The sequence below is a fragment of the Halorussus marinus genome (genome assembly GCF_004765795.1).
Classification (GTDB): Archaea; Halobacteriota; Halobacteria; order Halobacteriales; family Haladaptataceae; genus Halorussus; species Halorussus marinus.
On the sequence record NZ_SBIV01000001.1, the window covers coordinates 478,456 to 504,936 of the forward strand.

The following is a 26,481-nucleotide window of genomic DNA, read 5'->3' on the forward strand; positions in this document are numbered from 1 at the left end:
CATGACTGAAGAACTCACCGAGCGCGTCAGGGAGGCGATCGCGACCGTCGACGATCCAGATCTGGGGACGAGCGTGGTCGAGACGGGGCTCGTGACCGACGTGTCGGTCGCCGACGCGACCGCGACCGTCCGCGTCGAGTTCGCGGGCGCGGACCCCGGAGACGCCGAGGAGGTCGTCGAGGAGGTCCGGAGCGCGGCCTTCGAGGTCGCGGGCGTCGAGCGCGTCCGCGTCGAGGGCGACACCCCCGAGCCAGAGAGCGAGGGGGACGCGACCGGCGCGCTCGACGGCGTCGAGCAGGTGCTCGCGGTGATGAGCGCGAAGGGCGGGGTCGGAAAGACGACCGTGGCGACCCACCTCGCCCGCGCGCTGGCCGACGACTACGACGTGGGGCTGTTCGACGCCGACATCCACGGCCCGAACGTCCCCGAGATGCTCGGGATCGAGGGGCCCGCGCAGGCGACCGACGACGGGCTCGCCGCGCCGACGGAGGTCGACGGCATCGAGGCGATGAGCGTCGGACTGCTCGCCGGCGACGAGCCCCTTGCGTGGCGGGGCGCGATGGCCCACGACGCGCTCACCGAGCTCCTCGAAGACACCGCCTGGAGCGACCGCGACGTGCTGGTGGTCGACATGCCGCCCGGCACGGGCGACGTGGCGCTCACGATGCTTCAGGAGGTGGCGGTCGCCGGCGTCGTCCTCGTGAGCACGCCGTTCCCGACCAGCCTGTCGGACACGGCCCGGAGCGCCGCGCTGGTCGAGGAGAACGGCGTCCCGGTCGTCGGGGCCGCGATCAACATGCGCGGGTTCGAGTGCGAGGCGTGCGGTCACCGCCACGACCTCTACGGCGGGGACGACCCCGAGTCGGAGCTCGGCGTGCCCGTGCTGGCCGAACTCCCGTTCGACCGGTCGCTCCAGCGCCCCGACGACGCCGCGGCGCCCGACCCGATCGCGGCGCTCGCCGAGGGGGTCGCCGACCACCTCGAATCGACCGAGGCGGGCGGCGTCTCGGTCCCGGACTCCGCGCTCGACGTCCGGGGACTGCCCCCGCAGGTGCGCCACGAGCAGGTGGGCGCGGAGTTCCGCGCGCTCGACCCCGGAGAGGCCTTCTACGTGGTGAACGACCACGACCCCTCGCCGCTCGCGGAGCTCCTGGCCGGGGAGGTCGCGGACGGGTCGGCCGACGAGGCCTTCGACACCTGCGAGGTCCACCGCCGCGGCCCCGACGAGTGGGTGCTCGAAGTCGAACGCCCCTCGTAGCCCCCGATCCATGCGCGCCAGCGACGACGCGTCCGGGACGGAGTCGGTCACGGTGATCGGCGACGCCGCGGTCTCGGTCCCGTCCGACCCCCGGCGGGTCGGCGACGACACCCGAGTCGCGACCCGCGAGTGGTCGTTCCGATGTGCCTCCGGCGACGAGATCGCGGGCCCGTGGTCGGGGATCGCGCTGGACGAGCTACTCGCGGCCGCCGACCCGCCCGACGCGACGACGCATCTCGCGGTCGAGGGCGAGGACGGCTACCGGGCCTGCGTCCCTATCGCGGACGCGCTCGACGGCCTGCTCGCGTACCGCCGCGCGGGCGCCGCCTGCGGGGGCGCGCCGCGATTCCTCGCGCCCGGCGTCTCCGGAGTCCGGACGGTCAAGCGGGTCGCCCGGATCGAGGCGCTCGAACTCCCGGCCGGAGCCGACCCCGAGGACCGCGAGGCGCTGGTGCTCGCCGAGAAGTAGCTCACCGTCGACTCTCTATCTTACGGGGCGAAACTCAGCGCGACGGCCTCAGGCCGCGAGCAGGGGCACCGCGTAGGCCACGACCAGCCCGATCGCGAGGACGGCGAAGCCGATGGCGACCTGCCGCATCGAGAACTCCTGCATCGGCGAGGTGACTCGGTCGAGCCCCTCGACGTCGTGGCCGTGCGCTTCGCCGCTGTGCAAGTCGTCGGCGTCCGCGTGGTCGCTCATACGTCGGGGTTGCCGCCCCGTCCACTTAAACGCATCCGAACCGGGTCCGCGCGCCGGGCGCGGGCGGGCGCCTCGGCGCCCAGAGCCGGTGGATGGTTCCGGCAGTGCAAGAGTTACGTGCCGGCTCCGTCGAGTGAGAGTAATGAACCCGACCGGTGCGATCCTCGGCGTCCTCCTCGCGGTCGGCGCGGCGATCGCGGTCGCCGTCCAGTCGGTGTCGGTTCGGGTTGGCACCGACGACGGACGGGCGACCGACGCGCTCGTCGTCGTGCTCGCGACGAACATCCTGCTCGTCGTGCCCGCCGCCGCGGTGGTCCACTATCCGACCTACTCGCTGACGCTCCGGGCGATCGCCGCGTTCGTCGCGGCCGGGGCCGTCGGGACGCTCCTCGGTCGGATCTTCTACTACACGAGCATCGAGCGGATCGGCGCGAGCCGCTCGGAGCCGCTGAAGGCGTCCCAGCCGCTCCACGCCACCGCGATCGCGGTCGTCGTGCTCGGCGAACGCGTGACCGCCGGCCACGTCGCCGGTATCCTGCTCATCGTCGCGGGCGTGGCGGCGATCTCGTGGGAGACCTCCCGGGGCGACGGCGCCGACGGCGACTCCTCGGCGCTCGCGCTGGCGTTGCCCCTGGCGGCCGCGTTCCTCTTCGGTATCGAGCCGACGCTGGCGAAAGTCGGGTTCGCCGAGGGCACGCCGATTCTGGTCGGGCTCGCGATCAAGACGGTTGCGGCCACCGCGGGGTTTCTCGCGTACCTCCGGGCGCGAAACGACCTGCCGAGCCTCGGAGCGCTCGCCGACTCGAACGCGAAGTGGTACGCGGTCGCGGGGCTCGCGAACACCGGGTTCCTCTGTCTCTACTACCTCGCGCTGTCGGTCGCGCCCGTGTCGGTCGTGGTGCCGATCATCCAGACCAGCCCGCTGATCGTGATGGTGCTGTCGGTGGCGTTCCTCTCGCGGCTGGAGCGGGTCACCTGGAAACTGCTGGCCGGGGCGTGTATCGTCGTCGGCGGCGCCGTCGTGCTGACGGCGTTCGCGTGAGCGGGCCCGGTTCCAGACGCCTTTTGGTGGCTGGCTCCGAAGGGTTCGGCGTGACCCTCACAAAGCGCATCATCCCGTGCATCGACGTCGACGTCGACGAGGACGGGAACCCGGCGGTGTACACGGGCGTGAACTTCGAGAACCTCGAGTACACCGGCGACCCCGTCGAGATGGCACAGCGGTACAACGAGTCGGGCGCCGACGAGTTCGTCTTCCTCGACATCACCGCGAGCGCCGAGGGCCGCGAGACGATGCTCGGAGTCGTCGAGGACATCGCCGACGAGATCTTCATCCCGCTGACCGTCGGGGGCGGCATCCGCACCCGCGAGGACATCAAAGAGACCCTGCGGGCCGGCGCCGACAAGGTGTCGATCAACTCCGGGGCGATCGCGAACCCCGAGCTCATCACCGAGGGCGCCGACGCCTTCGGGAGCCAGTGTATCGTCATCAGCGTCGACGCGAGGCGACGCTTCGACGAGGCCGGCGAACACTACGCCGAGGTCGACGGCGAGTCCTGTTGGTTCGAGTGCACCGTCAAGGGCGGCCGCGAGGGGACCGGCCTCGACGTCGTCGAGTGGGCCGAGGAGGCCGAGCGACGGGGCGCCGGCGAGCTGTTCGTCAACTCGATCGACAAGGACGGCACCGAAGAGGGCTACGACATCCCGCTCACGAAGGCGGTCTGCGACGCCGTCGACACGCCGGTCATCGCCTCGTCGGGCTGTGGGGGCCCCGAGGACATGTACGAGGTGTTCACCGACGCGGGCGCCGACGCCGGGCTCGCGGCGTCTATCTTCCACTTCGGGGACTACTCGATCCGGGAGACCAAAGAGTACCTCGACGAGCGCGGCGTCCCGGTCCGGCTCTGAGCCGGCCCGTTCGCGCCGAGTCGCTACGCGTCGACGCCGGCGCCGGCCGCCGGGTCGGCGGGGAGCGAGCCGACGCCGACGGTGCCGTTCTCGAAGGTCACGCCGTCGGCCGCGATCGAGTCGAGCGTGGCGGTCCCGACGGTCAGATTCTCGGCGCCGACCGTGGGGCGCTCGATCGACTCGGTCGCCTCCTCGGTCTCGTTGGGCGGCGAGATCGCCGCCTCCGCGGTTCCGACCGAGACGTTCGCCACCCGGGTGTCTCCGACGAGGAGCGAGGCCACGCTCAGGTTCGAGAGCGTGACGGTGTCGCGCTCGACGGTGTCGTTCTCGGGGCGGTCGGCGCCGAACAGCGCTGTCGCGACCGTCTCGTTGCGGACGGTGACGTTCTCGAAGCGCACGTCCGAGAGGGTGGCGTTCGCGACGGTGAGGTTCCTCGCCGTGGCGGTCCCGAGCGACTCGGCCGACTCGTCGGCACCCCCGGCGAGCGTCAGGTCGTCGAGTCGCGCGTCGCCGACGTCGACGCCTGTCAGGCGCAACTCCGCGATCGTGAGGGTCTCGACTCGCACGGCGGTGTCGTTCTGTGCGTCGGCCTGGGCGGTCGCCGATTCGACCGCGGTCCCGGCCTCGGCGTGGGGCGAGACCGGCCCGCCGGCCGCGACGCCGGGGCCGATTCCGGCGAGCAAGACGACTGTGGCGACGACTGCTGGTGTTCTCATGCGGTCGGACCGTCGCCGAACGCGTCAATAAACCGGCCGCACCGTTTCGCGGTTCCGCGGGCGATTACGGGCGTTAGGACGGGATTACCGCGGTAGGGCGGCGGGATCGTCGCGCGCCCCGCGGCGGTGTCGCAGGATCAGGCCGCGGTCTCGTAGGCGTCTCGGAACGCCGTCGTCTTGTCCTTGATGTTGCCCGCGGCCGCCTCCAGCGCGTCGAGGGGGTCTTCGCCCTCGGTCTTGACGGTCAGGATGGGTTCGGTCTGGCCGCCAGACTGCTCGGGGTTCACGTCGTAGGTCGCGGCCGCGACGCCGTCCTGTTCGAGTAGGGTCCCCTTCAGCACGTTCATGAAGGTGTGGTCCTCGCCCGCGATTTCGATAGAGAGTTCGTCGGCTTCCTTCTCGATGACCCGGAGTTCCATACCCCTCCCTTCCGTCCTCGGCGGTTTCAATATTGCGAAAGCTCGGTTTCGGGGCCGACGACCGTTTTATGTCGCGGTGGTCGAAAACACCGGCAATGCTCGAACTCCCCTCGTGGCTGCCCTCCCCGGTGCAGGTGGCGGTCCCGCTCGCGCTGGCGGCGTCGCTGGCGCTGGTGTGGCGCCTCGACCGCCCGCGGGGCCGGTGGGGTCGGCGGCTCCGGTCGCGGTTCGTCCTCGGCGTTCCGTGGGGGACGCTCGCGTCGGTCTGTGGCGTCCTCGCGGTGTACCTGTTCGTCCAGCAGGGCGCCGCCCGGTGGCGCGCTCCCCTCACGCTCCCGTTCTCCTCGTGGTCGTACCTCTACCCCACTGGGTGGTTGTTCGCGGCGTTCTCCCACGCCGGACCGGGCCACCTCGTCGGCAACCTCACGACGACGCTCGCGGTCGCGCCCCTCGCGGAGTACTTCTTCGGTCACTTCCGGCGCGAGCGCGGCCACAACCCCTTCTCGTCGTGGCGGTCGAACCCGTACGTCCGGGCCTTCCTCGTCTTCCCTGCGGGAGTGTTCGTCGTCGGGCTCGCGACCAGTCTGCTGGCGTGGGGACCGATCATCGGCTTCTCGGGGGTCGCGTTCGCGTTCGTCGGGTTCGCGCTGGTCCGTTACCCCCTCGCGACCGTCGTCGCGGTGTCGGCACAGGGCGTGGTCCGGACGGTGTACCGCGCCCTGCGAGACCCCGTCGCGTTCGGCTCGGGGGGCACCAGTTTCAGCCAGCCGTGGTGGTACGGGATCGCGGTTCAGGGCCACGCGCTCGGGCTGTTTCTCGGAGTGTTGGCGGGCGTGCTGGTCCTCTACCGGCGCCGCGAGCGTCCGGACGCGCTCGGGCTCTGGACCGGCGCGGTCGTGCTCGGGGTCTCGATGAACCTCTGGGCGGTGTGGTGGTACCGCGGCGAGAGCTCCTACGTCCTCTATCGGGGGCTCGGCGTGCTGTTCGTGGTCGCGGTCGCGGCGCTGGTCGCCGCCGCCGCGACCGCCGACGCCCGATCGCTCTCGGTCCCGCTGGTCGAGGACGTCACTCGCCAACAGGTAGGTGTCGTCGCACTCCTGATCCCGCTGGCGGTGATGGCGGGGGTCGCCATCCCGGTCAACCTCACGAGCGTCGACGGGGCGAGCGTGCCGGGCGAGGGCCCCGGGATCGAGACCGGCGGGTACACCGTCACCTACGCCGAGGGCGTCCGGAACGAGAAGGTCTCGGTGGTCGACGTCGAACTGTTCGGCGAGACCACCAACGTCACCACCAGCGGCGTCATCGTGGTGAACGACGATCGCGAGATCTGGACCCAGCAGGTCCCGAAGGCTCGGCTCGCGTCGGCCGGCCGGCTGGGGGTCCGGGTCGGCGGGCTCGGGTGGTCGGAGGTCGTCGGCGTCCAGCGCCGGGGCTGGTCGGTCGCCGACGGTCCGACCGCCTATCAGGTGTGGCTCCACGGGCCCGACGACGACGGCTGGACCCACACCTACGCCTCGGACCCCGCGACGGCGGGGCCAACGCTCGCGAACCGGACCGTCGACGTCGTGCCGGCCAACGGGACGTTCTACCTCCGGGTGTCGAACGACAACGCGACGTTCCGGACCGCGCCGATGCCGGCGGTAAACGAGTCGGTGACGATCGGGCCGGTCCGGTTCGAGCGCGAACAGCGCCGACTGTTCGCCGCCGTCGACGGGACCCGGCTCCGGATCGCCACGCGGGAGAACCGCAACTGAGGGGTACTGTTCGAGGTCGCGTCCGAGTCGAACGACCGGCGACTCGACGGGGGTCAGGGCGTCCAGACGATTCGGAACGCCTCGGCGTCGAGAACCTCGCGGTCGCTCGTCTGGTGGTCGAACTGCCGGGGGAGGGTGAGCGCCGCCCGGAACGCGTGGGTCACCTCCCCGCCTTCGTCGGCGGCGAACGACTCGACGAACTCCCGGCTCCCGGCGTTGTGGATCGAGTACGAGACCGCCCCGAGATCGGCCGCGGTCGACAGAAACGCGCGGTCGGCGTGGGCGTTGCCCCGCTGGGCGCCGAACGGCGGGTTCATCACGACGGTGGCGCCCCCGAGGTCGAGCGGCGGGCGGGTCGCGTCCCCGCACACCCACGCGACGCCGACCGCGGGGTCGATCCGGCGCTCGTTTTCGCGGGCGACCGCGAGCGCGCCGCGGTCGCGGTCGAGTCCGACGACGCGGGCGGGCGCTCGGGTCGCCGCCCCGAGCGCCAGCATCCCGGTCCCGGTCCCCAGATCGACCACCGTCCGGCCCGCGAGGTCCCCCTGGACGTCCGCGAGGTGGACGAGGTGGGCCGCGAGGTCGGCCGGCGTGGGGTACTGTTCGAGGTCGAGGCGGGGGTCGTCGAAGCCCGCGACCGCCGACAACCGACGCTCGAGAGCGGCCCTGCTCATGCGGCGAGAGAGGCGGTCGAGAAAGGAGAACGTTCGGATTCTGTCTCGTCCGGGCGGCCGGGGCTCAGTCGGCCAGCGCGACGGGGCCGGCGACCTCGAACGCGACGCCTTCGCGGTGGGCGCGCTCGGCGAGCGCGGCGAGCGCGGGCCGGACCTTCGACTCGTCGGCGACGCTGTCGAACTCGACGGTGACGGTGTTCGCGCCGAGGAAGGCCGCCGCCCGGACGTACTCGCGGACCCGGTCGGCCTCTTGTTGGGTCGCGAACGAGCAGTCCTCGCCGAAGCAGGCGTCGACGACCACGCGAGCGGGCACGAGGTCGTCGGCGACGAACTCCCGTTTGAGCTCGCGCAGGTGGTCCGGGGCGGTCGAACCGATCGCGTCTGCGTCGAGGCTGACGGGGGTCGCGTCCTCGATTCGACAGCCTTCGACGGCGGTGCGGACGTCGGCGGAACGGGTGGCGCTCATGCTACTAATCCATATCCTTTACTCATACAAAAAGGTTTGTAAATGCTCAGTAGTAATATTCTGCGGCCGACGGCGGGCCGGAGGACAGGTATCTGTGAGCGAAAGTGTGTGAGACGCTGGCTGGACTCAGCGCCGCGAGCCCGCTACCACGTCCCGTGGAACGTGTCGAACGAGAGCTCGTCGAGGGGCTTGTTCCCCACCGCGATCTCGTACTCGCCGGGCGTGAGCATCGGCTTGTGGAACTGCGGGCCGTCGTCGGTCGTGATCCGGGGACAGCCCGTGTTGACGAACGCGTCCATGTCGAAGTTCCGGAGCCGATCGGGGGTGACCTCGTCCATCGTGATGAGGTAGGCGTCGTCGTTGGCGTCGAGGATCTCCTGGGCCTGCTCCCACCGGCCCTGTCCGATCTTGGTGCAGAAGATGACGCCCCACTTCTCGGCGTCCATGGCCTTGTGGACGGCGGCGTAGCGCTGTTTGAGGAACTGATCGGTGTCCGCGACCGTCACCACGTTGTTGACCGGATCGGCGATGACGACGTTCTTGTCGGGGTGTTCCATCGCGAGTCCGAGCGGATGGAACTTCCCGCCGCCGACGTACAGCACTTGGTCGGCGTCGATGTCCGCCGAGGCGTAGTTACAGCCCAGCACTTGGCCCTCGTGGGTCAGCCGGTCGTCGCCCCGGCGGGTGTGGACCTCGAAGCCCCGGTCGTCGAGCCACGACTTCATGTCCTCGAACTGGTTCATGTGCTGGGCGGTGGTGACGAGTCCGATGTCGGGGTCCTCGGCGGGATCGGCGAGCTCGTCGAGGGACTCTTCGATGATCGGGAACACGTCGACGTTCGAGAACAGCGGGACGTAGATGACCTTGTCCGTGTTCTTCATCGGCGAGTGGCCGAAGTGGACGAACACGTCGGTCCGCTTCATCAGGAAGGTGTCGAGGTCGCAGGCGCCGTAGCAGGGCTGGCCCGACAGCATCACGGTCACGTCGTCGGGGACGAGGTCGCGGATGTCGTCGGCGACCTTCGGGCCGCGGCGTTTGAGTCCCTCGGGGAACTGCAGGCCGACCTTGGTGGCGTCCCGGTCCTCGACCGCCTCCACGATGCGGTCGAGCTCGTAGTCCCACTCGCGGTCGTGCTTCAGGGACATGCCGGTCTTTCTGAGGTCTCCCTCGCTGTACTCGCTCTCTTGGCTCATTGGAATGCGTTTGTCGTCGCGGACGTTTAAGCGCGGTGTTCTGCGGGTCGCTCGGCCGCGAGACTGCCCGACGCGCCGGGCCGCTCCCAGCAAGCCAGGCGGTATCCGGCAGGTCTAAAACGCCGCGGGCCCAACTTCCGATACATGAGCGTCGAATCCGACGCGGACACCGAGGCCGAGGCGACCGAACTCTCGCACGTCGAACAGCTCGGCGCGGAGCTCGGCGAGGCCATCGCCGAGACCCCCGAGTACCGGACGTTCGAGGAGACGAAGGCGGCCGTCGAGGACGACGACGAAGCCCAACAGAAGGTCTCGGAGTTCGAGCAGCTCCGCCAGGAGTTCATGCTCGCGCGCCAGACCGGCGAGGCGACCCAGGAGGACGTCCAGCAGGTCCAGCAGGCCCAACAGGAGCTTCACAGCCTCCCCGTGATGGAAGAGTACCTCGAAGCCCAAGAGGAACTGGAAGCCAAGCTCGAAGCCGTCAACGACGCCATCTCCGAGCCGCTGGCGGTCGACTTCGGCCAGCAGGGCGGCGGCTGCTGCGAGGACTGAACCCTCCGTTTTTTCGTCGGTCGCTCCGCCGGAGTGGCAACTACACCTAAGTCCGTGGGTAGTGTCTCTCACTACGGTGGGGAATATGACACGCGATACGACAGCCGAAACTGAAATCACGACCGACCGAGAGACGATTCGCACCTGGCTCGACGAGACCGGTGCCGAACCGGCGTACGTCGACGACGAGTCGGGCGCGCGCCACCTCCACGTCCGTCACCCGGACGACGACACCGACGAGTCGTTCGAGGAGACGACGTGGGACGACTTCTTCGACCGGCTCGAAGACGACGAGATGGTGCTCGTCCGCCATCCCGACCGACGGGGCGGCGACCAGTTCGAGCTCCTGAGCCGGACCGAAGCGATGGAGCGAGCGACCCTCGACGACGAGGAGATCGAGCGCTCGCTGTTGGACGGGGAGGTCGTCACGAGCGAGATCACCGAGACGAAGGTGATCGAACGAACCGTCCAGGAGACAGAGACCATCGAGAGCGAGGTGATCGACAGCGAGGTCGTCAGCGACGAGGTCGTCGGCGACCGGCTCGTGCGCCGCGAGATCGCGGGCATCCACCTCGGCGAGGAGGACGACCGCATCGCGGTCGTCGAGGACGACGAGACGCTGGGCTGGGAGGACGAGCGAGACGAGCTCGAACACGAGATCGTCACCCTCGACGTCGACGAGACCCGGGAGGTCACCCGCGAGATCGTCGAGCGCAAGACCGTCGAGAGCCGAGTGGTCGACCGAGAGGTCGAGGGGACCGAGACCGTCGAGTCCGACACCTTGGAGGGGTCGGTCGACCTCGAAGGCGTCCACCGCACCATCCTCGAGAGCGACATGCTGGGCGGCGAGCTGGTCACCGAGGACGTGGTCGAGGGCGACCACATCGAAAGCGAGTTCACCGAGGACGCGACCATCCTGACCGAGCTCTACGAGCGCCGGACCGTCGAAGACGAGGTCCTCGAACGCAAGCGACTCACCTTCGAGCTCGTAGAAGAGGAGACGATCAGCACCGAGACCATCGCCACGACCAGCATCGAAAGCGAGCTACTCGGCACCGAGGAGACCACCGAAATCGTCGGAGCCGACGCGGAGGCCGTCGGCGCGGACGAGACCACCGCGACGACCGGTGTGGAGACGTCCGACGAGACGACTGCCATGAGCGAAACGCCGTCCGACGAGGCGACCGCGATGGGCGAAACGCCGTCCGACGAGACGACCGCGATGGGAGAGACCCCGTCCGAGGAGCCGATCGCGGACGACGACACCGCGACCGCGTCGGTCGTCCCCGACGACGACGATGTCGGCAAGCACGTCATCGACGCCCAAGACGAGCAGATCGGCGTTGTGACGGAGGTCGACGAGGAGACCGGCTCCGTCTACGTCGACCCGAACCCCGGACTCGCCGAGCGCATCAAGACCCGATTCGGGTGGGAGAGCCACGACGACGACGCGTACGCCGTCGAGGCCGACAGCATCGACGAGATCACCGACGACGAGGTGCGACTCCGGAGCTTCTGACCCGAAGAACAACACTTACCTCTTTTCTCGGCCCAGTTGGCCGCATGAGGATACACAGCGACTGGGGCGACTGGCTCGTCCGCGACGTCGAGGACGCCGACCCCGACGGGATCGCGGTCTGGTATCTCGGTTGCAACGGGTTCGTTCTCAAGGCGGCCGACACCACGCTGTTCGTCGACCCGTACCTCGGGATCGGCGATCCGCCCCGGACGGTCCGGATGATCCCGGTCCCGTTCGACCCCGCGGACGTGACCGAGGCCGACGCGGTGTTCGCGACCCACGAGCACACCGACCACGTTCACGGCCCGAGTCAGGCCCCGATTCTGGAGGCCACCGGCGCGACCTTCTATGCGCCCGACGACAGCCTCGCGGTCGCCCGCGAGGACGAAGCGTGGACCGACGAGTGGGCGATCGACGACGACCAGTTCGGCGAGGTCAAGGCGGGCGACACCGTCGAGGTCGGCGCGTTCACGGTCCACGTCGAGCCGGCCAACGACCCCGACGCGTCCCACCCGGTGAGCTACGTGTTCGAGCACGACGGGGACACGTTCTTCCACGGCGGCGACACCAAGCCGAGCGAGGAGTTCGAGCGCGTCGGCGACGCCTACGACATCGACCTCGGCGTGCTGGCGTTCGGGACCGTGGGCAACATCCCGGACAAGGAGACCCGCGAACCGAAGCGCACGCGGTGGTACAACGACGAGAATCAGGCGATCGAGGCCGCCAGCGACCTCGGCGTCGACCGCCTGCTCCCGACCCACTGGGACATGTGGAAGGGACTGACCGCCGACCCGACGGCGCTCTACCACCACGCGCGGAGCTTCGAGCACCCGCGACGCCTCGAACTCGCCGAGATCGGCGACCGGGTCGACGTCTGAGTCCGGTGGCGACCGACCGGCTCAGACCGGACAGAGCGAGCGCACGCCCGCCGGCAGGGTCCCGCCCTGCACCCAGCCGTCGAGTTCGCGGACGATGATGCGGCCGCGGTTCGTGGCCGCGAGCACCTCGCGGTCGCGAGCGGCCCACGCGAGCACGACCTCCTCGGGGCGGCCCGGGTACGCCAGCGCCTCGAACTCGGGCGGCTCCGTCCTCGACTCGAACAGCGCCGCGTCGGCCCCCGACGAACCCTGCCACGTCCCGGGCGACGATCGGGCGGCCGCCGCGTAGAGCACGCCGTCGGCCTCGAACGCCTCGCGGAAGTAGGTGTGGTCGAGGTCCCGGTCGAGCCGGGTCCACGACTCGCCCGCGTCGCGGGTCCGGTAGAGCCCGCCGCCACAGGAGGCGACGTACTCGTCGGGGCCGCGAACGAGGACGTGGTGGACGTCGTCTTGCAGGCCGTCCCGGCGCTCGGTCCACGTCTCGCCGCGGTCGTCGCTGACGTGGACGCCGCCGACCTCCACGCCCGCGACGAGGCGGTCGGGCGCGTCCGGGTGGGCGCCGAGGCTCCGGACGTGGGCCTCGTCGCGGTGGCGCGGGGTGTACCACTCCTCGCGCGAGGGGAGGTCTTGCAATCCCGCCAGTTCGGTCCACGAGCCGCCGTCGTCCGCCGAAACGTAGAGGTGGGCGGGATGGGTACCCGCGTAGAGGCGCTCGCCCGCCGGATCGCCGAGCACCGAGTACACCTCCTCGCGGGGGACGCCGAGGTCGATCCACGAGTCGCCGCCGTCGGTCGATCGGTACAGCCCGGACTTCGTGGCCGCGAAGACGCCGTCCCAACCGTCGAACCGCCGAATCCGCATCGTTCGCCCCGCGTCCAGCACCCGTCGGGCGGACTCGAATCGCGGCCCGGCCGTCCGGTACACGCCGTCGTCGGTCCCTGCGAGTAGCATAGTCGCCCATACGGCGGGCCGCGTCAAATAGCTGGGTTCGAGCCGACTCGGGCGCGACCGGCTCTGTCGCGCCGGTCGTTTCGCCCGCGACGGCGTGTGATTTATATGGCCGTTCTGGGATGGTCATCACATGAGCGACAGCATGACCGAGGTCGTAACCGCCGAGGAGGGCGGTGTCGTCGTCGAGAAGTCATTCGAGGGCGACGAGTTCGCGGTCCCCGCGATCAAGTTCGTGATCCGGAGCGAGCGAGACGACTCGACGACGATCACGCTGGCCGACGACGTTCCCGAGTCGTTCCCGATGGACAACGTCGGCTTCCACCCCGACTACGAGAACGACAACTGGACGGCCTACAAGGACCACCGGGTCCAGTTCGAGCGCGAACTCGACCCCGGCGAGGAGCTGGTCACGGTGTACGGCGTCCGACTCGGCGAGGACGACGACCCCTCGATCTTCCTCGGATCGCCCACCATCGAGCAGGTCGCCCCCGCCTCGGTCGGCGGGACCGACGAGGCGGACGGCGGCCCGGACCCCCTCGGCGGAGACGTCGGCGACGACGACCCCCTCGAGGACGGCCCCGATCCGCTCGGCGGCGAGGTGGGCGGTCCTGAGGGCAACACCATCACCGACATCGTCTCCGAGGAGGACAGCCAGATCGTCCGGGACGTGGTCGCCGGCGAGGAAGACCTCTCGCTCGACGACGAGGCGGACGCGCCGACCGACGGCGACGAGCCGCTTGCCGACCCCGACGGGGAAGCCGGCGCGGGCGAAGAGTCGGACCCGCTGGCCGACGACGAGGCGTCGGCGGGCCCGCCGGACGAGGACGGCGAGCCGTCGACCGACGACCTCGACGAGGCGGACCCGCTCGGCGCCCCGGACGAGCGACCGGCGGACGCCGACGACCCGAGCGCGCCCGACGAGGGAGCCGACGATTCGACGGGTAGCGTGTCCGACGAAGGAGTCGACGACCCGATGGGCGACGAGCCCGACGAGGCGACGCCGGCCGCCGACCACGAGCCCGATTCGTCGGCGGACGCCGGAACCGCCTCGCCGCCGACCCCGGGGAGCGTCGCGGCCACGCTCGCCGAGGAGATCCGCGCGGGCGAGGTGTCCGACGACGACCTCGACGTCATCCAGCGCGAACTCGACGTCGAGACGCCAGAGAGCACCAACGTCCGCATCCGGCACCTCCAGTCGCGAGTCGAGGACCTCTCGGCGTACACCGAGGCCCTAGAGGAGTTCATCGACGAGAACGGCGTGGCCGAGGACGTGTTCGCGGACTTCGAGACCGACATCGCGAGCCTCCGGGCCGACGTCGAGGCGTTCGAGGACGAGGTTCAGGCGATCCGGACCGATGCCGACGACACCGACGACCGGGTCGCGGAGCTGGACTCTTCGCTCTCGGGCGTCGAATCGGAGGTCGACGAGGTGGCCGAGGGGCTGGCGGCGGTCGAAGAGGACCTCGACGACGTGGCCGACCTCGACGCGGTCGAGGCGTTGCGCGCGGACCTCTCGGGCGTCGAGTCGGAGGTCGACGAGGTGGCAGAGGGGCTGGCGGCGGTCGAAGACGACCTCGACGACGCGGCCGACCTCGACGCGGTCGAGGCGTTGCGCGCGGACCTGACCGATCTGGAGGCCGACCTCGATTCGGTCGGCGACCTGCGCGAGCAGGTGTCGGCGCTGGAGGCCGAACTCGAGGACGCCGGGGACTTCGAGGCGGAGTTCGACGCCCTCGACGACCGGATCGACGACCTCGAAGAGCTCGTCGGCGCGAACACCGAGGACGTGACCGCGGTCGGCGCCGAGGTCGAGGAGCTGACCGACGAGATGGCCGACCTCCGGACCGAGATCGAGGCCGCGACCGACGCGGCCGAGGAGATCGAGTCGGTGGCGGCCGACGTCGAGTCGCTGTCGGACGACCTCGACGCGCTGGAGGAGAACCTCACCGCGCGCGTCGAGAGCGTCGAAGACGAGGTCGCCGACATCCGCGAGGGCGTCGAGCGCGACGTCGCCGACATCCGCGAGGAGATCGACGGCATCCAGGAGTGGCGCGACCGGATCAGCGACGTGTTCGGCAACTGAGCCGGCCGCCGGCATTCGACCGCCGACGACCGGAAGCGCAACGCGTTTACTTTTGCCGTGCCATCTCGGGGACAATGACTGAGACGATTCCGGTCGCGGTCCCGCGAAAGGGGCGCCCGCTCGAAGCGGTGCTCGACCGCGTGGCCGACGAGACGGGCGCGGAGTCGGTCGCCGACACGATCATCTCGACGCTCCGCTACGAGAAGGCCGTCACGAAGGGCGATCAGGCCGCCGAGACGGGGGCCTACGAGCGACTCGCCGACTACAGCAACCCCGACGAGCCGACTCGGCCCGACTACACGCTGTTGCGCGACGACCGGGCGGGCAAGCCCCGCCGGATCGTCTTCGACAGCGTCACGATCCCCGCCGACGGCGTCGACCTCCGACTCGTCGGTCGCGAGGAGCCGTTCCGGGCGCTCCGCAAGCACGAGTTCGCGCTGGGGTTCGACAGCGCCGACCTCGTGCTCGAAGAGGTCGTCGAGCTCCGGCCCGATCCCCTGACCCGGATCGCCGACGTGAACGCCCGCGTCGACCCCCACGACACCGACGTCAGGGTCGTCGAGGGGATGGGCGACACCGTCTACCACACGCTGATGGCGACCCCCGAAGCGCTCCCGCAAGGCGACCAGCCCACCCGAGAGTTTCTCACCGACTACGAGGGGAAACTGTGTATCTCGCCGCGATACGAACGGCTCGTCGAGGCGGTGTTGGGGACCCGAAACACCGAGACGCTGGAGTTTGCCTACCCGACCGAAGACGAAGAAGAGGAGGCCGCCATCGCGGAGACCGGCCTCGGCGTCTACCTCACGGTGACGGGCTCGACCGCCCGCGAACACGGGCTCGTCGTGGGCGAACAGCTGTTCCCGAGCGAGACGGTGCTGATGGAGAACTGCTCTGAGTCGACGCCGGGCGTCGAGCGGGCGGCCGACCTCTTCGTGCGGGCCGAGACCGAGACCGAGATGGCGATCTACTGAGCCCGGTCTCACTCGCAGGTCCCGGTGCGTATCCGTATCGGCCGATCGAGATCGAGCGAGACGCGCTCGGAGACGCCTGCCGACCCGGAGAGAAACTCCCAGTCGGTGATCTCGCCCTCGTAGTGTTCGCCCTCGAGCGCGGCGTCCTCGTTGAATCCCGGGCGGACGACGACGTCGAAGTTCTCGCCGAGACCGCGGAACGCGCCGCCGTCGGTGCCGGCTTTCCCCCAGGTCCAGTCGACGACGTGTTCGGACCCGTCGACCCGCCAGCGGTCGAAGTTCGTGGACGCGACCACGCCGGTGTTCGGGTTCCGATAGAAGTCGTCTCTGACGGCCCACTCGCCGCCCGACGGGAGTCCGTCGAGCCCGAACGTGACCGACCCGCCGATCGACGACTCGATCCGGCCGTGGACGACGACGAGGCTCAGCCCCTTCGGGCCCCGGTAGAGCAAGAGGAGACTCGTCTTTTCTCGCTGGAGCTCCACGGTCCCGGCCGAGGCGTAGCGCGTGGCGAAGCCGATCGAGGCGCCGTTCTCCTCGGAGACGTACTTCTTTGGGAGCTGGTAGTCGTAGAACTCCTCGACGGGGAGCCGGCCCCGCACCGGCGCCACCGGCTCACACCGGTCGCCCTGGACGACCGCGTAGTCGGACGCCCGTCGCCGCTGAGTCGCCGCGCCCCCGCCCGCGAACGCTCCGAGGACGCCCGTTCCGAGGGCGCTCAGGAGCGCTCGCCGCGAGACGGTCGATCGCTGGGTTCGCCTCATCTGCCACCGACCAGAGGAGGCAGTCGGCCTTTGTTATCCGGGCGTTACGCCGCCCCGACTCCGACGCGCGGCCTCGACCGGCCGGTCGGTCTCCCGTCCATCGCAGAAACGCGGCGATAACGTGCGGTGGCGTCGGGAAACGCCCGGATAACAAAGGCGCGAGCTCTCGTCACCCACGTCGATTGCCTAAATGTCCGGAGGGACTTCGTCGGCGGGAACCGACCGAACCGACACGGCCACCCAGCTCAAGACCGGTATCGTCGCCTGGTGTATCGTCGCCAGCAGCATGCTCTACGGCGTGGGCGTCGTCGGCGCCCAGTCGCCCCCAGAGGTCGAGGGCGACGTGATAGCGCCCGAGACGCCGGGGCCGCCGGACGCGACTGCCGACTCGCTCCCGAGCGCGTCACCCGGGTCGTCGGCCGCCGCCGACTCCGACGGATCCGGCCCCGACGCGACCGCTCCGGAACCGAACGCGCGCGGTGCGAGCCCGGCGGCCGCGAGCGGGCCGAGCGACGCCGGTTCGGCGAACGCCTCGACGACGTCGACTACCTCGGGGCGTGTCGGACCGTGCGCTCGGATCCCGCGCGGTCCGGTGGGCGACGTGCCGCTCGCGGCCGCCGACACCATCGCCGGCGCGGCGAGCAACGACCGGGCGGGGTGGGACACCGCGGTCGGCGACGTGAACGGCGACGGCTACGACGACCTCCTCGTCGGCGCGCCGACCAACGACTCCGGGGGGACCGACTCGGGCGGCGCGTTCCTGTTCTACGGCCCGACGAATCGCAGCGACCTCTCGCTCGCCGACGCGGACGTCACCTTCGAGGCCGAATCGCCCGGCGACTACGCCGGGTTCGCCGTCGAGATCGGCGACATGAACGACGACGGCCGCGCCGACATCGCCGTCGGCGCGCCGCTGACCAACACGAACGGCTACGCGTCGGGCACTACCTACGTGGTGTACGGCGGCGGCCTCCCCGAGGAGGTCCGACTCAAGTTCGCCGACGCCGCCTTCGCCGGCGACGAGGGCGACCGCGCGGGTTGGTCGCTCGCGACCGCCGAGAACGTCACCAACGGGACCCGGGGCCTGCTGATCGGCGCGCCCCAGCACGACGGCAGTGCCCGCGACGCCGGCGCCGCCCACCTCGTCCACATGCCCCGCACGGGCGGGTTCAATCTGTCCCGGGCCAACGCGACCTACCTCGGTGAGGCCGAAGGCGACCTCGCCGGAAGCGCGGTCGCGGTCGCCGACGCCGACAACGACAGCGTCAGCGACGTGCTGATCGGCGCGCCCGGCAACGACTCCGTCGCGCCCGACGCCGGCGCCGCGTACCTGAAACACGGGCCGCAGTTCAACGGCACGTCGCTGTTGGTGAACGCGCCCGTGAAGTTCCGCGGTCCCGACGCGCAGGCCCAAGCGGGCTTCTCCGTGGCCGACGCCGGCGATATCGACGGCGACGGCCGCGACGAACTCGCGGTCGGCGCGCCGTTCGCCGACAGGGGCGGCCCTGAGACCGGCGCCGCCTACGTCGCCGGCGAGGGGAACCGCTCGCGGATCGTGAACCTCTCGACCGAGGTCGACGCCGCCCTGCCCGGGGCCGGCTCCGGGGACGCCGCCGGCTGGGACGTGGCCGGCGCGGGCGACGTGAACGGCGACGGTTACGACGACCTCCTCGTCGGCGCGCCGTACAACAACAGCACCGTCGGCACCACCGGCGCGGGCTACCTGCTGTACGGCTCCCAGATCGCGTCCCGACACCCTCTCTCGGGAGCCCACACCAAGCTCCGGGGCAACGAGACCGGCGACCTCGCCGGCTACGCGGTGGCGTCGGGTGCCTTCGACAACGACTCGGAGACGGACGTGTTCGTCGGCGCGCCGTACGCGAACGCGACCGACCGAACCGACGCGGGCGCCGTCTACGCGGTCGCCGGCGGCTGTCCGCGCGCCAAGACGACCGCCGACGAGACCGCGACCGAAACCACGACGCCGCCCGAACCCGCCACCGAGGAGCCGACCGCGACGACCGAGCGCCCGACGGCGACGCCCGGCGAACTGTTCCGGGTTCGGACGTCGTTCGACTGCACCGACGTCACGGTCGCCGCGAGCCAGTTCACCCGGGTGGTGCTGACGTTCGAGGACGGGACGACCCAGACGTTTTCGAGCATCTACAGCGGAACGCGGCGGTTCTCCGGAACCGGGCGCAACGCCGGAAAGCTCGTGACCTCGGTGAAGGTGTTCAACGGCCCGCGGACGTTCGCACTCCGGACCAACGACGTCAGCGACTGCGAGACGCCGACCGAGACGCCGGAACCGCCGTTCTCCCCGAAGGTGTTCTTCCCGAACTGCGAGGACGCCGTCGTGGACGCGAACCGGTTCGAGTCGGTCACGGTCGTGTTCGGGGACGGCGACCGCCAGAACTTCTACGGGCCGTTCACCGACCGGGGACGGTTCAGCGGGACGGGCGCCAACCGGGGCGAGGTGATCAAGCGCGTGATCGTCCGGAGCGCCGACGGCGAGCACGTCACTCGGACCAACCCGAGCTTCGAGGCCTGCCGCGAGCCCGAGACGACCACCACGACCGAGACCACCACGACCACGACGACCGCCGAACCCACGCCGGTGCCGTTCGAGCCGACGTTCGACTTCGCGTGTACTCAGGCCGCGGTGGACGCCCACGAGTACGACGCCGTGACGCTGGCGTTCGAGGACGGCGACCGCCAGACGTTCCGCGGTCCGTTCACCGATCGCGGCGTGTTCTTCGGAACCGACGCGAACCGCAACGAGCTCATCGAGCGCGTGATCGTCCACAGCGACGGCGAGCGGGTGACCCGCCAGAACCCCAACTTCGAGGAGTGTCGGGACCGCGAGACGACCACCACCACGACGACCTCGACGATCGAACCGCCGACCCAGACCACCACCGAGACGACGACCACCACCACGACGACCGAACCGCGGTCCACGCCCGACGTGACGGCGTCGAACCCCTCGTGCGAGCGGCTCCGACTCCAGAACCCCTCCCGGGAACGGGTCACCGTCACGGTCATCGAGGAGTCGGGGGTGACAGCCGTCGTGACGCTCGATCCCGGGCAGGTCGAGACCTTCGGGATCGACCCCGGCGAGTACCGACTCGAGGCGAAGGCCGGCGGGCTCGTCGAGCCCACCCGGCCGGCCACGGTGAACGGGAACGACATCGAGACGATCGGGGTCGAGGCGTGCCCGACGCCGACCACGACCGAAACTCCCACAACTACGACCACCACGACCGAGACTACTACTACGCCAACCACGACCACGACCGAGACTACTACTACGCCAACCACGACCACGACCGAGACCACTACGACCACGACCGAGACAACCACGACTACGACCGAGACCACTACGACTACGACTGAAACGACTACGACCGAGACGACGACCACCACGACGGAGGGGCCGCCGAGCGCGGAGCCGATCCCGATCGGCGAGGAGATCAACGCCACGCTGGCGGCGGACGAACCGGTCGATCGGTACACGTTCGAGGTCGAGGCGGGGCAGGCAATTCGCGTGTTCGCCATGGACACCGCGAACCCGAGCCTCAACTACACCCTCTACGGGCCCGACGGGGAGGCGCTCGTCACCGAGGACATAAACTACAAGATCTACGATACGCAGGGCGTACTGGCCGAGGAGGGCGGCGAGTACACGATCGAAGTGCGGCGCAACTACGGCGACGGGGCGGGCCCGTACACGATGCGCGTAGACATCCGGGACCCCGACGACGTAGAGCCGTTCGAGAACGCCCCGAACGGCGACCGAGCGTCGGCCCTGCCCGTCGGCGAACCGCCGGTCGACCTGACCGGCGTCGCCGCCGTCGACGAAGAGGACTGGTACGCGGTGAACCTCTCGGCGGGCGAGCGTCTGAACGCGACGGCAACGTTCACCGACTACACCGAAAGCGCCGGGGAGCGGCTGGCGGTCGGGATTTACGACGGGGAGGGCGACGCCATCGGAGAACTCGGCGAGAGGGACGCCCAAATAATCGTCGGGGGGTATACGATCGTCGAGCGGTTCGGGACCCAACGGGCCGTCACCGACCGCAACGGCACCTACTACGTGCGCGTCTATTCGCCCGAAAACGGGTCGGTCGGCGGGTTCGCCGAGTACAACCTGACGCTCAGATCGACAGACGTCGGGGCCGACGACACGACGGCGGAGACGACCTCGACAACCGAAACGGAAACGTCGCCGACCGCCACTACTACCGAACCGACCCCGACGACGACCGACACGACTGAAGCGACAACGACCGAGGCGACAACCGAAACGACGACTGAGGCGACAACCGAAACGACGACTGAGGCGACAACCGAAACGACGACTGAGACGACGGCCGAGACCACCACGGCGACGACTGAAGCGACAACCGGGGCCACCACGACGGAAACAACAACCACCGAGACGACGAATACCGCACCGGTGGAGGTAGCGTTCGCGTCGTGCGAACGCGTGCGAGTGACCGGCAACCAGCAGTTCCAGCAGGTCAGGCTGACGTTCGCCGACGACACGTCACAGACGTTCGGCGGGCCGTTCCCGGGGGAAGGGACGTTCTTCGGGACCGACGAAAACGATGGCAAGGTCGTCGAGGAAGTCGCCGTCCGGCAGGACGGCGAGAGCTACAGCGTCGGGAACCCGTCGCTGGAGAGTTGTCTCGAAGAGACGACGACCGGGACGACCACGGCAGAGACTGCGACGACGACCGAGACCACCACGCCAGCGACCGAAACCACCACAGCCGAGACGGTGGCGGATGTAGAGGACGCCGACACGACGACAACGACGACGCCGACCACCACGACCGGGACCACCACGACTGAAACAACGACGACGCCAACTACCACGACCGAAACGACGACCACGACTGAAACAACGACCACCACCACCACCACCACGACTGAAACAACGACCACCACCACCACCACGACTGAAACAACGACCACCACCACCACCACGACTGAAACAACGACCACCACCACGACCGAAACGACGACCACCACCACGACGGGACCGGTCGATAGCGACGACGACGGACTGTCGAACGCCCAAGAGCGAGAGCTCGGCACCGATCCCGAGAACCCAGATACGGACGGTGATGGCTTGCAGGACGGTCGAGAGGTCAACGAACTGGGAACCGATCCGACCAGCGCCGACACCGACGACGACGGGTTAGAGGACGGTCGGGAGGTCGCGGAGTTGGAGACTGATCCGACGAATTCCGATACGGACGGCGACGGGCTCGTGGACGGTCGAGAGGTCGACGAACTCGGAACCGATCCGACGAACCCGGACACGGACGACGACGGCCTGAGCGATAGTCAAGAAATCGAGCGCGGGACGGACCCGACCACCGCCGACACCGACGGCGACGGACTCGACGACGGCCAAGAAGTCGAGCGCGCCACCGATCCGACCAGCGCCGATACGGACGGTGACGGCCTGCAGGACGGCCGGGAAGCGAACGAATTCGGGACCGATCCGACGAGCGCCGACACCGATCAGGACGGTCTCGGGGACGCCGAAGAGATAGATCGGGGAACCGACCCGACCGCCGCCGACACCGACGGCGACGGCGTTCCGGACGGCGAGGACCCGGAGCCGACCGATCCGAGCGTCCCCGGCGAGGAAACGACGACGACGCCAGCGGCTGAGCAAGACACCGAGATCCCGTCCGTCCAAGAGGAGCCTGCGGTGGTCGAGGACGTGGCGACGTGTCGGGATCGCGGGCTCGAACCGGCGCTCACGCTCACCGTCGAGGAGGGTGAGTTCACGAACGACACGGCTCGGCGGGTCGCGCCCGGCGAGTTCGTGTTCCAGATCGACGGCTCCACAGAGGGGCTGACGCTCGTCGACGTGTCGGTCAACGAGAGCCAAGCGCCGGTCGCGGTGACGTTCCGTTCGACGGTCCCGGTCGACGCGGTGATCGTCAGTGGCGGGCCCAGATCGGCGGTGTACGAGTTCCGCGAGCCGGTCACCGAGCGGGCTAACGTCTCCGCGCCGCCCCGCGGGGACAGCGACACGGCCCATCGCATCTCGCGGATCCAGTTCTGCTTCGACCCGTCGTCGTTCGAGCAGGTCGCGCCGGCCGATCAGGAGCGCCGGCACGCCGACGCCGAGCGACGCCGACCGAGTGAGACGGCCCTCGTCGATCGTCCGGTCTGAGCCGGCCATCTCCGGCGTCTCGATCGCGAGGGGTATCAGGCATGTGCGCGATCGGTGGGGAGCGTGCTATTGGACTTCTAGGAATTTTGCTCGGTATTAGCGTAGAACGACGTGCGGGGAGATGATTTTGATCTCTCTGTATGGGACCACACGTTCTATTTTGGTTAACTCTCCGCATGGGACTTTAGAGATTTAAATCTCGCCCAGTAGTACTACTATGCCACCACAAACAGTCCCACTTGCGCAAATAAAAGTCCTTATCCAGTTTCGTGGGACAAATTGAAATAGCGGGGGTGAGAGCGCCGACACGAGAGATGAGCGACGACGCCGACACCGATCGGGCGGTCGTAAAGACCTTCGTCCCGACGTATCAGAAAGACGAGTGGAAGCGAGACGCCGAGGAGCTCGATATGAGCCAGAGCGAGTTCGTCAGAACGATGGTACAGGCCGGGAGACGCGACTTCGACCTCGAATCGGACGCCGACGAGTCGGGCGCCCCCGTGGACGGTGCATCTCCGGGGTCAGACCCTGGGGGTCAGGGCCTCGAAACCCGCCTCCTCGATCGGCTGGATTCGGGCGAGCACCTGTCGTGGGATCAACTGGTCGAAGCGCTCGCGGGCGACTTCGAGGATCGACTGGAGGAGACCCTCCAGCGACTCCAGAACGAGAACCGCGTCCAGTACAGCGGTCGGGAGGGCGGGTACACGGTGGTCGACGATGGCGAGTAGCAAGCGCACCGAGGCGACCGACCCCGAGGACCCCGTCGGCTACTTCCTCGAAGACCTCCGGTACCACGGCAAGAGCGAGCGGACCCGCGAGGCCTACGCGCGAGTCCTCCGGGAGTTCGAGTCGTTTCTCGACGATCCGGACCGAAACCCCCGGGGCGAGTCGCTGGCTCCGAGCGGGGCGACCCAGCGCGAGTGCATGGCGTGGGTCCACGGGCTCCGGGGCGACCTCGCCGAGAGCACGGTCGCGACCTACGCCTCGTACCTCCACCGGTTTTACGCGTACATGACACAGGTCGGGGCCTTCGACTCGAATCCGATGGCGCTGGTGGTCGAAGAGATGAACGAGACCATCGACAAGGACCCCACTCGCCGAGAGATCTCGGTCGACCAGATGCGGACGTTCGTCGCGGGAATCTCGCACCCGCTCGAACGCGCGGTGGTCGCGACGCTTCTCAAAACCGGGATGCGGGTCGGCGAACTCTGCAACCTCGACCTTCGGGACCTCCGGCTCGCCGGGGCGGCCGACGAGGCGTACGACCTCGGGAACCGGCCCCAACTCGACGGCCGGGGGGACTCGCTGTACGTCGCCGCCGACGTCGGCCGCGGGGAGGTGGTCAACCGCGAGGAGCGGTCGGCCGCCAACAAGCGAAAGCGCGCCACCGTCGTCCCGGTCGACGACGAACTGTCGGCGATCCTGACTCGATGGCTGGCGATCCGACCGGACGCGGTCTCGCCCGCCGACCCGCTTTTCGTCAGCACCAGCCGCGAGTGGGGCCGCCGGCTCACGCCCCAGATGGTGCGCAACGTCGTCGAGACCCACGCCCGCGAGGCCGGGTGGTACCGGACCGGGGGCGGGGCCGAGGAGAACGTGACCCCACACTACTTCCGTCACTTCTTCACGACCCATCTCCGGGACCGGACCGGCGACCGGGGCATCGTGAAGTATCTCCGGGGCGACGTGGCCGACGACATCATCGACACCTACACCCACAACTGGGGCGACCGGGTCCGAGAGGTGTACGAAGCGAACGTCTACTCGCTTCGTTGAGTGTCGACGAAGAATACTGTCGTCTCCAGCCGGTCACGAAACTGATCACGACACAACGTATAAACTTTATCTGGCTATATTATATTCTGGGGTCGCGTCTGATCCGCGAGCGTCGGCCCGCACGGTCAGAGCGTCCGGAACACGCGGACCGTGTCTCGCTTGCCGGGGTCACAGAGGAGTTGGGCCAGTCCCAGCTCCGAGAACACCTCCTTCCAGTTGCGGTGATAGAGCGGGAAGTCGTCGCGGACGCAACTCACCTCGGCGCCCTCGCGACCGCGTCTGGGGCTGTTGCCCTCGTTTTCGGCCGTGACGAGCAGATCGCCGGTCACTCGCGCGAGGTCTTCGAACACGTCCGTGTTCTCCGGGTGGACGTGCTGGAGGGTCTCGACCGAGTAGACGACGTCGAAGGCGGCGTCGTCGAACGTCGGGAGCAACTCCTCGATCGGCCCGGTGTGAAACTCCCCCGCGTCGGCGACCGCCGGGAAGTACTCGGCCATCACGTCGAACGACTCGTCGTTGATGTCGATCCCGGTGAGGTTCTCGAACCCGCGATCGAGGAGGTGCGCGAGGTGGCGTCCGGAGCTACAGCCTACTTCGAGGATCGCGGCGTCCTCCTCGACGTAGTGGTCCAGCACCGACGCGAGCGTCTCGCTGACTTCGTTCGGTCCGATCTGGGCGTAGTACTCCGGCGAGAACTCCTCGGTGCGATCGGCCCAGTAGCGGTGGTTGTCCTCGGGGTCCATACGCGGTGGTAGTCGACCGGAGAGTAAAGAGGACGCGGAGTCCGCTCGCCGAAGGCCGACGGAGCCGTGCTCTCGGATCGGCGAGTCGGGGTCCGACGGGTCGGTCCGTAGTCGACGGTGGTGTGGCGTGTATCTCGATCCGAGCACCCTCGGTTTTGGCGAACCTAAAAATACAAATGCGCGCCCGAACAACCGACCGATAGCATGAACACGGACGCGGCCAGGACCGAGGACGACGCCGGCGACGACTACACGTTCGACGATCTGAGCGTAGTGATGGGAACCTACAACGAAGAGGCCGCGATCGGATCGGTGCTGGCCGACATCGAGGCGGTCACCGACGGCCGAGCGGAGGTGGTCTGCGTCGACGGATCGAGCGACCGGACGCCCGATATCGCCCGCGAACACGGCGCTCGCGTCGTCCGGCAGGAGCCACAGGGGTACGGAGTCGCGGTCCGGGAGGCACTGCTCGCCGCCGATCGACCCGTGGTCGTGACCACCGACTGCGACGACACGTATCCGATGGAACAGCTCCCCGAGTTCCTCGAAGCCGTCAACGACGGCTACGACGTGGTCAGCGGCGACCGCCTCTACTGGGGTGCCGACGCGATGCCCGATCTGAACCGGTGGGGCAACCACGCGTTCGCCGCGCTCGCGAGCGTTCTGATGGGCGAGCGCGTTCACGACACCACCACGGGGATGCGCGCGTACCGACGGCGCGTCATCGAAGACATCGCGTGGACCGAGAACACCGGGCTCTCGGCCGAACTCCTGATCCGGCCGCTGATGCGGGGTTACGACGTACGGGAGCTCCCTATCGAGTACGACGAGCGGGCGGGCGAGACGAAGCTCGATCCGCTGACCGGCGGCGCGGCGATCGCCAAGTCCGTCGTGAAGGTGTGTCTCGACGAACGGTGAGTTCGGATTTCGGTCCCGAACCGGGGCGAACGATCA

General features: G+C 69.2%; 22 protein-coding genes and 2 pseudogenes. 15 read left to right on the forward strand and 9 right to left on the reverse strand.

All coding sequences use genetic code 11. The annotated features are described in order from the left end of the window. Position 1 precedes the first annotated feature (1 nt). Both EPY72_RS02460 and EPY72_RS02465 read left to right on the forward strand, forming a co-directional pair. Positions 2 to 1,258, forward strand: coding sequence for a P-loop NTPase (locus EPY72_RS02460; RefSeq protein WP_135805457.1), 1,257 nt, complete (start codon positions 2 to 4; stop codon positions 1,256 to 1,258). A gap of 10 nt (positions 1,259 to 1,268) precedes the next feature. Further along, positions 1,269 to 1,727 (forward strand): molybdopterin-dependent oxidoreductase, encoded by a 459-nt coding sequence (locus EPY72_RS02465; protein ID WP_134670944.1) that lies wholly within the window; start codon positions 1,269 to 1,271, stop codon positions 1,725 to 1,727. 48 nt (positions 1,728 to 1,775) lie between these two features. Here EPY72_RS02465 and EPY72_RS19180 read toward each other — a convergent pair whose 3' ends face one another. Beyond that, on the reverse strand, positions 1,776 to 1,958 hold the full coding sequence (locus EPY72_RS19180; protein WP_167599435.1) for a DUF7550 family protein: 183 nt from the start codon (positions 1,956 to 1,958) through the stop codon (positions 1,776 to 1,778). Positions 1,959 to 2,100: 142 nt separating this feature from the next. Here EPY72_RS19180 and EPY72_RS02470 point away from each other — a divergent pair, with 142 nt between their 5' ends. Both EPY72_RS02470 and hisF read left to right on the forward strand, forming a co-directional pair. Next, positions 2,101 to 3,000: an EamA family transporter gene (locus EPY72_RS02470; protein ID WP_168215990.1), complete on the forward strand. Its 900-nt coding sequence runs from the start codon at positions 2,101 to 2,103 to the stop codon at positions 2,998 to 3,000. Positions 3,001 to 3,050: 50 nt separating this feature from the next. Continuing rightward, positions 3,051 to 3,866, forward strand: coding sequence for an imidazole glycerol phosphate synthase subunit HisF (hisF, locus tag EPY72_RS02475; RefSeq protein ID WP_134670946.1), 816 nt, complete (start codon positions 3,051 to 3,053; stop codon positions 3,864 to 3,866). Between the two features lie 23 nt (positions 3,867 to 3,889). Here the strand turns inward: hisF and EPY72_RS02480 are convergent, their stop codons facing one another. Together EPY72_RS02480 and EPY72_RS02485 are read right to left on the reverse strand one after the other, a co-directional pair. Further along, on the reverse strand, positions 3,890 to 4,582 hold the full coding sequence (locus tag EPY72_RS02480; RefSeq protein WP_135805459.1) for a hypothetical protein: 693 nt from the start codon (positions 4,580 to 4,582) through the stop codon (positions 3,890 to 3,892). 137 nt (positions 4,583 to 4,719) lie between these two features. Then, the gene (locus EPY72_RS02485) at positions 4,720 to 5,001 is read right to left on the reverse strand and encodes a DNA-directed RNA polymerase subunit L (protein WP_134670948.1); all 282 of its coding nucleotides are present in this window, start codon (positions 4,999 to 5,001) and stop codon (positions 4,720 to 4,722) included. Positions 5,002 to 5,096: 95 nt separating this feature from the next. On the opposite strand from EPY72_RS02485, the gene EPY72_RS02490 reads away from it, so the two are divergent. After that, a complete protein-coding gene (locus EPY72_RS02490; RefSeq protein WP_135805460.1) occupies positions 5,097 to 6,755 on the forward strand; it encodes a rhomboid family intramembrane serine protease in 1,659 nt (552 codons plus the stop codon). Positions 6,756 to 6,808: 53 nt separating this feature from the next. Here EPY72_RS02490 and EPY72_RS02495 read toward each other — a convergent pair whose 3' ends face one another. From EPY72_RS02495 to dph2, 3 genes are all read right to left on the reverse strand, one after another. Beyond that, positions 6,809 to 7,429 (reverse strand): METTL5 family protein, encoded by a 621-nt coding sequence (locus EPY72_RS02495; protein WP_135805461.1) that lies wholly within the window; start codon positions 7,427 to 7,429, stop codon positions 6,809 to 6,811. Positions 7,430 to 7,493: 64 nt separating this feature from the next. After that, positions 7,494 to 7,895 carry a DUF7961 family protein gene (locus EPY72_RS02500; RefSeq protein ID WP_135805462.1) on the reverse strand — a complete coding sequence of 134 codons (402 nt, stop codon included), beginning with the start codon at positions 7,893 to 7,895 and terminating at the stop codon, positions 7,494 to 7,496. A gap of 143 nt (positions 7,896 to 8,038) precedes the next feature. Then, entirely contained in the window at positions 8,039 to 9,088 is a 1,050-nt protein-coding gene (gene dph2 / locus EPY72_RS02505; RefSeq protein ID WP_135805463.1) for a diphthamide biosynthesis enzyme Dph2, read from the reverse strand. A gap of 144 nt (positions 9,089 to 9,232) precedes the next feature. On the opposite strand from dph2, the gene EPY72_RS02510 reads away from it, so the two are divergent. The 3 genes from EPY72_RS02510 to EPY72_RS02520 all read left to right on the forward strand — a co-directional run bounded on the left by EPY72_RS02510 (position 9,233) and on the right by EPY72_RS02520 (position 12,037). Next, complete coding sequence (locus EPY72_RS02510; protein WP_134670953.1) at positions 9,233 to 9,640, forward strand: YlbF/YmcA family competence regulator; 408 nt, start codon at positions 9,233 to 9,235, stop codon at positions 9,638 to 9,640. 85 nt (positions 9,641 to 9,725) lie between these two features. Beyond that, positions 9,726 to 11,159 (forward strand): hypothetical protein, encoded by a 1,434-nt coding sequence (locus EPY72_RS02515; protein ID WP_135805464.1) that lies wholly within the window; start codon positions 9,726 to 9,728, stop codon positions 11,157 to 11,159. Positions 11,160 to 11,203: 44 nt separating this feature from the next. Continuing rightward, the gene (locus EPY72_RS02520; RefSeq protein WP_134670672.1) at positions 11,204 to 12,037 is read left to right on the forward strand and encodes an MBL fold metallo-hydrolase; all 834 of its coding nucleotides are present in this window, start codon (positions 11,204 to 11,206) and stop codon (positions 12,035 to 12,037) included. Between the two features lie 21 nt (positions 12,038 to 12,058). Here EPY72_RS02520 and EPY72_RS02525 read toward each other — a convergent pair whose 3' ends face one another. Beyond that, positions 12,059 to 12,988 carry a WD40/YVTN/BNR-like repeat-containing protein gene (locus tag EPY72_RS02525; RefSeq protein WP_135805465.1) on the reverse strand — a complete coding sequence of 310 codons (930 nt, stop codon included), beginning with the start codon at positions 12,986 to 12,988 and terminating at the stop codon, positions 12,059 to 12,061. A 130-nt stretch (positions 12,989 to 13,118) separates the two neighbouring features. Here EPY72_RS02525 and EPY72_RS02530 point away from each other — a divergent pair, with 130 nt between their 5' ends. Beyond that, complete coding sequence (locus tag EPY72_RS02530; RefSeq protein ID WP_135805466.1) at positions 13,119 to 15,071, forward strand: hypothetical protein; 1,953 nt, start codon at positions 13,119 to 13,121, stop codon at positions 15,069 to 15,071. A gap of 74 nt (positions 15,072 to 15,145) precedes the next feature. Continuing rightward, entirely contained in the window at positions 15,146 to 16,045 is a 900-nt protein-coding gene (locus EPY72_RS02535; RefSeq protein WP_209019589.1) for a phosphoribosyltransferase HisG-related protein, read from the forward strand. Between the two features lie 8 nt (positions 16,046 to 16,053). Here EPY72_RS02535 and EPY72_RS02540 read toward each other — a convergent pair whose 3' ends face one another. Then, entirely contained in the window at positions 16,054 to 16,809 is a 756-nt protein-coding gene (locus EPY72_RS02540; RefSeq protein ID WP_134670669.1) for a hypothetical protein, read from the reverse strand. Between the two features lie 286 nt (positions 16,810 to 17,095). Here EPY72_RS02540 and EPY72_RS20140 point away from each other — a divergent pair. The 4 genes and pseudogenes from EPY72_RS20140 to EPY72_RS02580 all read left to right on the forward strand — a co-directional run. Next, positions 17,096 to 18,523 (forward strand): annotated as a pseudogene (locus EPY72_RS20140) (hypothetical protein); the annotation flags it as partial. Between the two features lie 3,357 nt (positions 18,524 to 21,880). Further along, a pseudogene (locus tag EPY72_RS20145) lies at positions 21,881 to 22,459 on the forward strand (hypothetical protein); the annotation flags it as partial. Positions 22,460 to 23,322: 863 nt separating this feature from the next. Beyond that, positions 23,323 to 23,736 (forward strand): DUF5805 domain-containing protein, encoded by a 414-nt coding sequence (locus EPY72_RS02575; RefSeq protein ID WP_135805467.1) that lies wholly within the window; start codon positions 23,323 to 23,325, stop codon positions 23,734 to 23,736. Further along, positions 23,726 to 24,784: a tyrosine-type recombinase/integrase gene (locus tag EPY72_RS02580; RefSeq protein WP_135805468.1), complete on the forward strand. Its 1,059-nt coding sequence runs from the start codon at positions 23,726 to 23,728 to the stop codon at positions 24,782 to 24,784. Before EPY72_RS02575 ends, EPY72_RS02580 begins: the two co-directional genes overlap by 11 nt. 125 nt (positions 24,785 to 24,909) lie before the next feature. On the opposite strand, the gene EPY72_RS02585 is transcribed toward EPY72_RS02580, so the two are convergent. Next, positions 24,910 to 25,527, reverse strand: coding sequence for a class I SAM-dependent methyltransferase (locus tag EPY72_RS02585; protein ID WP_135805469.1), 618 nt, complete (start codon positions 25,525 to 25,527; stop codon positions 24,910 to 24,912). 204 nt (positions 25,528 to 25,731) lie between these two features. Here EPY72_RS02585 and EPY72_RS02590 point away from each other — a divergent pair, with 204 nt between their 5' ends. After that, positions 25,732 to 26,445 (forward strand): dolichyl-phosphate hexose transferase, encoded by a 714-nt coding sequence (locus tag EPY72_RS02590; protein WP_135805470.1) that lies wholly within the window; start codon positions 25,732 to 25,734, stop codon positions 26,443 to 26,445. Positions 26,446 to 26,481 lie beyond the last annotated feature (36 nt).

Coding starts and splice junctions, on each gene's coding strand:
- EPY72_RS02510 (WP_134670953.1), top strand. CDS start 9,233: ATGAGCGTCGAATCCGACGCGGACACCGAGGCCGAGGCGACCGAACTC.
- EPY72_RS02485 (WP_134670948.1), bottom strand. CDS start 5,001: ATGGAACTCCGGGTCATCGAGAAGGAAGCCGACGAACTCTCTATCGAA.
- EPY72_RS02465 (WP_134670944.1), top strand. CDS start 1,269: ATGCGCGCCAGCGACGACGCGTCCGGGACGGAGTCGGTCACGGTGATC.
- dph2 (WP_135805463.1), bottom strand. CDS start 9,088: ATGAGCCAAGAGAGCGAGTACAGCGAGGGAGACCTCAGAAAGACCGGC.
- EPY72_RS02515 (WP_135805464.1), top strand. CDS start 9,726: ATGACACGCGATACGACAGCCGAAACTGAAATCACGACCGACCGAGAG.
- EPY72_RS02575 (WP_135805467.1), top strand. CDS start 23,323: ATGAGCGACGACGCCGACACCGATCGGGCGGTCGTAAAGACCTTCGTC.
- EPY72_RS19180 (WP_167599435.1), bottom strand. CDS start 1,958: ATGAGCGACCACGCGGACGCCGACGACTTGCACAGCGGCGAAGCGCAC.
- EPY72_RS02590 (WP_135805470.1), top strand. CDS start 25,732: ATGAACACGGACGCGGCCAGGACCGAGGACGACGCCGGCGACGACTAC.
- EPY72_RS02585 (WP_135805469.1), bottom strand. CDS start 25,527: ATGGACCCCGAGGACAACCACCGCTACTGGGCCGATCGCACCGAGGAG.
- EPY72_RS02460 (WP_135805457.1), top strand. CDS start 2: ATGACTGAAGAACTCACCGAGCGCGTCAGGGAGGCGATCGCGACCGTC.
- EPY72_RS02530 (WP_135805466.1), top strand. CDS start 13,119: ATGAGCGACAGCATGACCGAGGTCGTAACCGCCGAGGAGGGCGGTGTC.
- EPY72_RS02535 (WP_209019589.1), top strand. CDS start 15,146: ATGACTGAGACGATTCCGGTCGCGGTCCCGCGAAAGGGGCGCCCGCTC.
- EPY72_RS02495 (WP_135805461.1), bottom strand. CDS start 7,429: ATGAGCAGGGCCGCTCTCGAGCGTCGGTTGTCGGCGGTCGCGGGCTTC.
- EPY72_RS02520 (WP_134670672.1), top strand. CDS start 11,204: ATGAGGATACACAGCGACTGGGGCGACTGGCTCGTCCGCGACGTCGAG.
- EPY72_RS02525 (WP_135805465.1), bottom strand. CDS start 12,988: ATGCTACTCGCAGGGACCGACGACGGCGTGTACCGGACGGCCGGGCCG.
- EPY72_RS02500 (WP_135805462.1), bottom strand. CDS start 7,895: ATGAGCGCCACCCGTTCCGCCGACGTCCGCACCGCCGTCGAAGGCTGT.
- EPY72_RS02580 (WP_135805468.1), top strand. CDS start 23,726: ATGGCGAGTAGCAAGCGCACCGAGGCGACCGACCCCGAGGACCCCGTC.
- EPY72_RS02480 (WP_135805459.1), bottom strand. CDS start 4,582: ATGAGAACACCAGCAGTCGTCGCCACAGTCGTCTTGCTCGCCGGAATC.
- EPY72_RS02470 (WP_168215990.1), top strand. CDS start 2,101: ATGAACCCGACCGGTGCGATCCTCGGCGTCCTCCTCGCGGTCGGCGCG.
- EPY72_RS02490 (WP_135805460.1), top strand. CDS start 5,097: ATGCTCGAACTCCCCTCGTGGCTGCCCTCCCCGGTGCAGGTGGCGGTC.
- EPY72_RS02540 (WP_134670669.1), bottom strand. CDS start 16,809: ATGAGGCGAACCCAGCGATCGACCGTCTCGCGGCGAGCGCTCCTGAGC.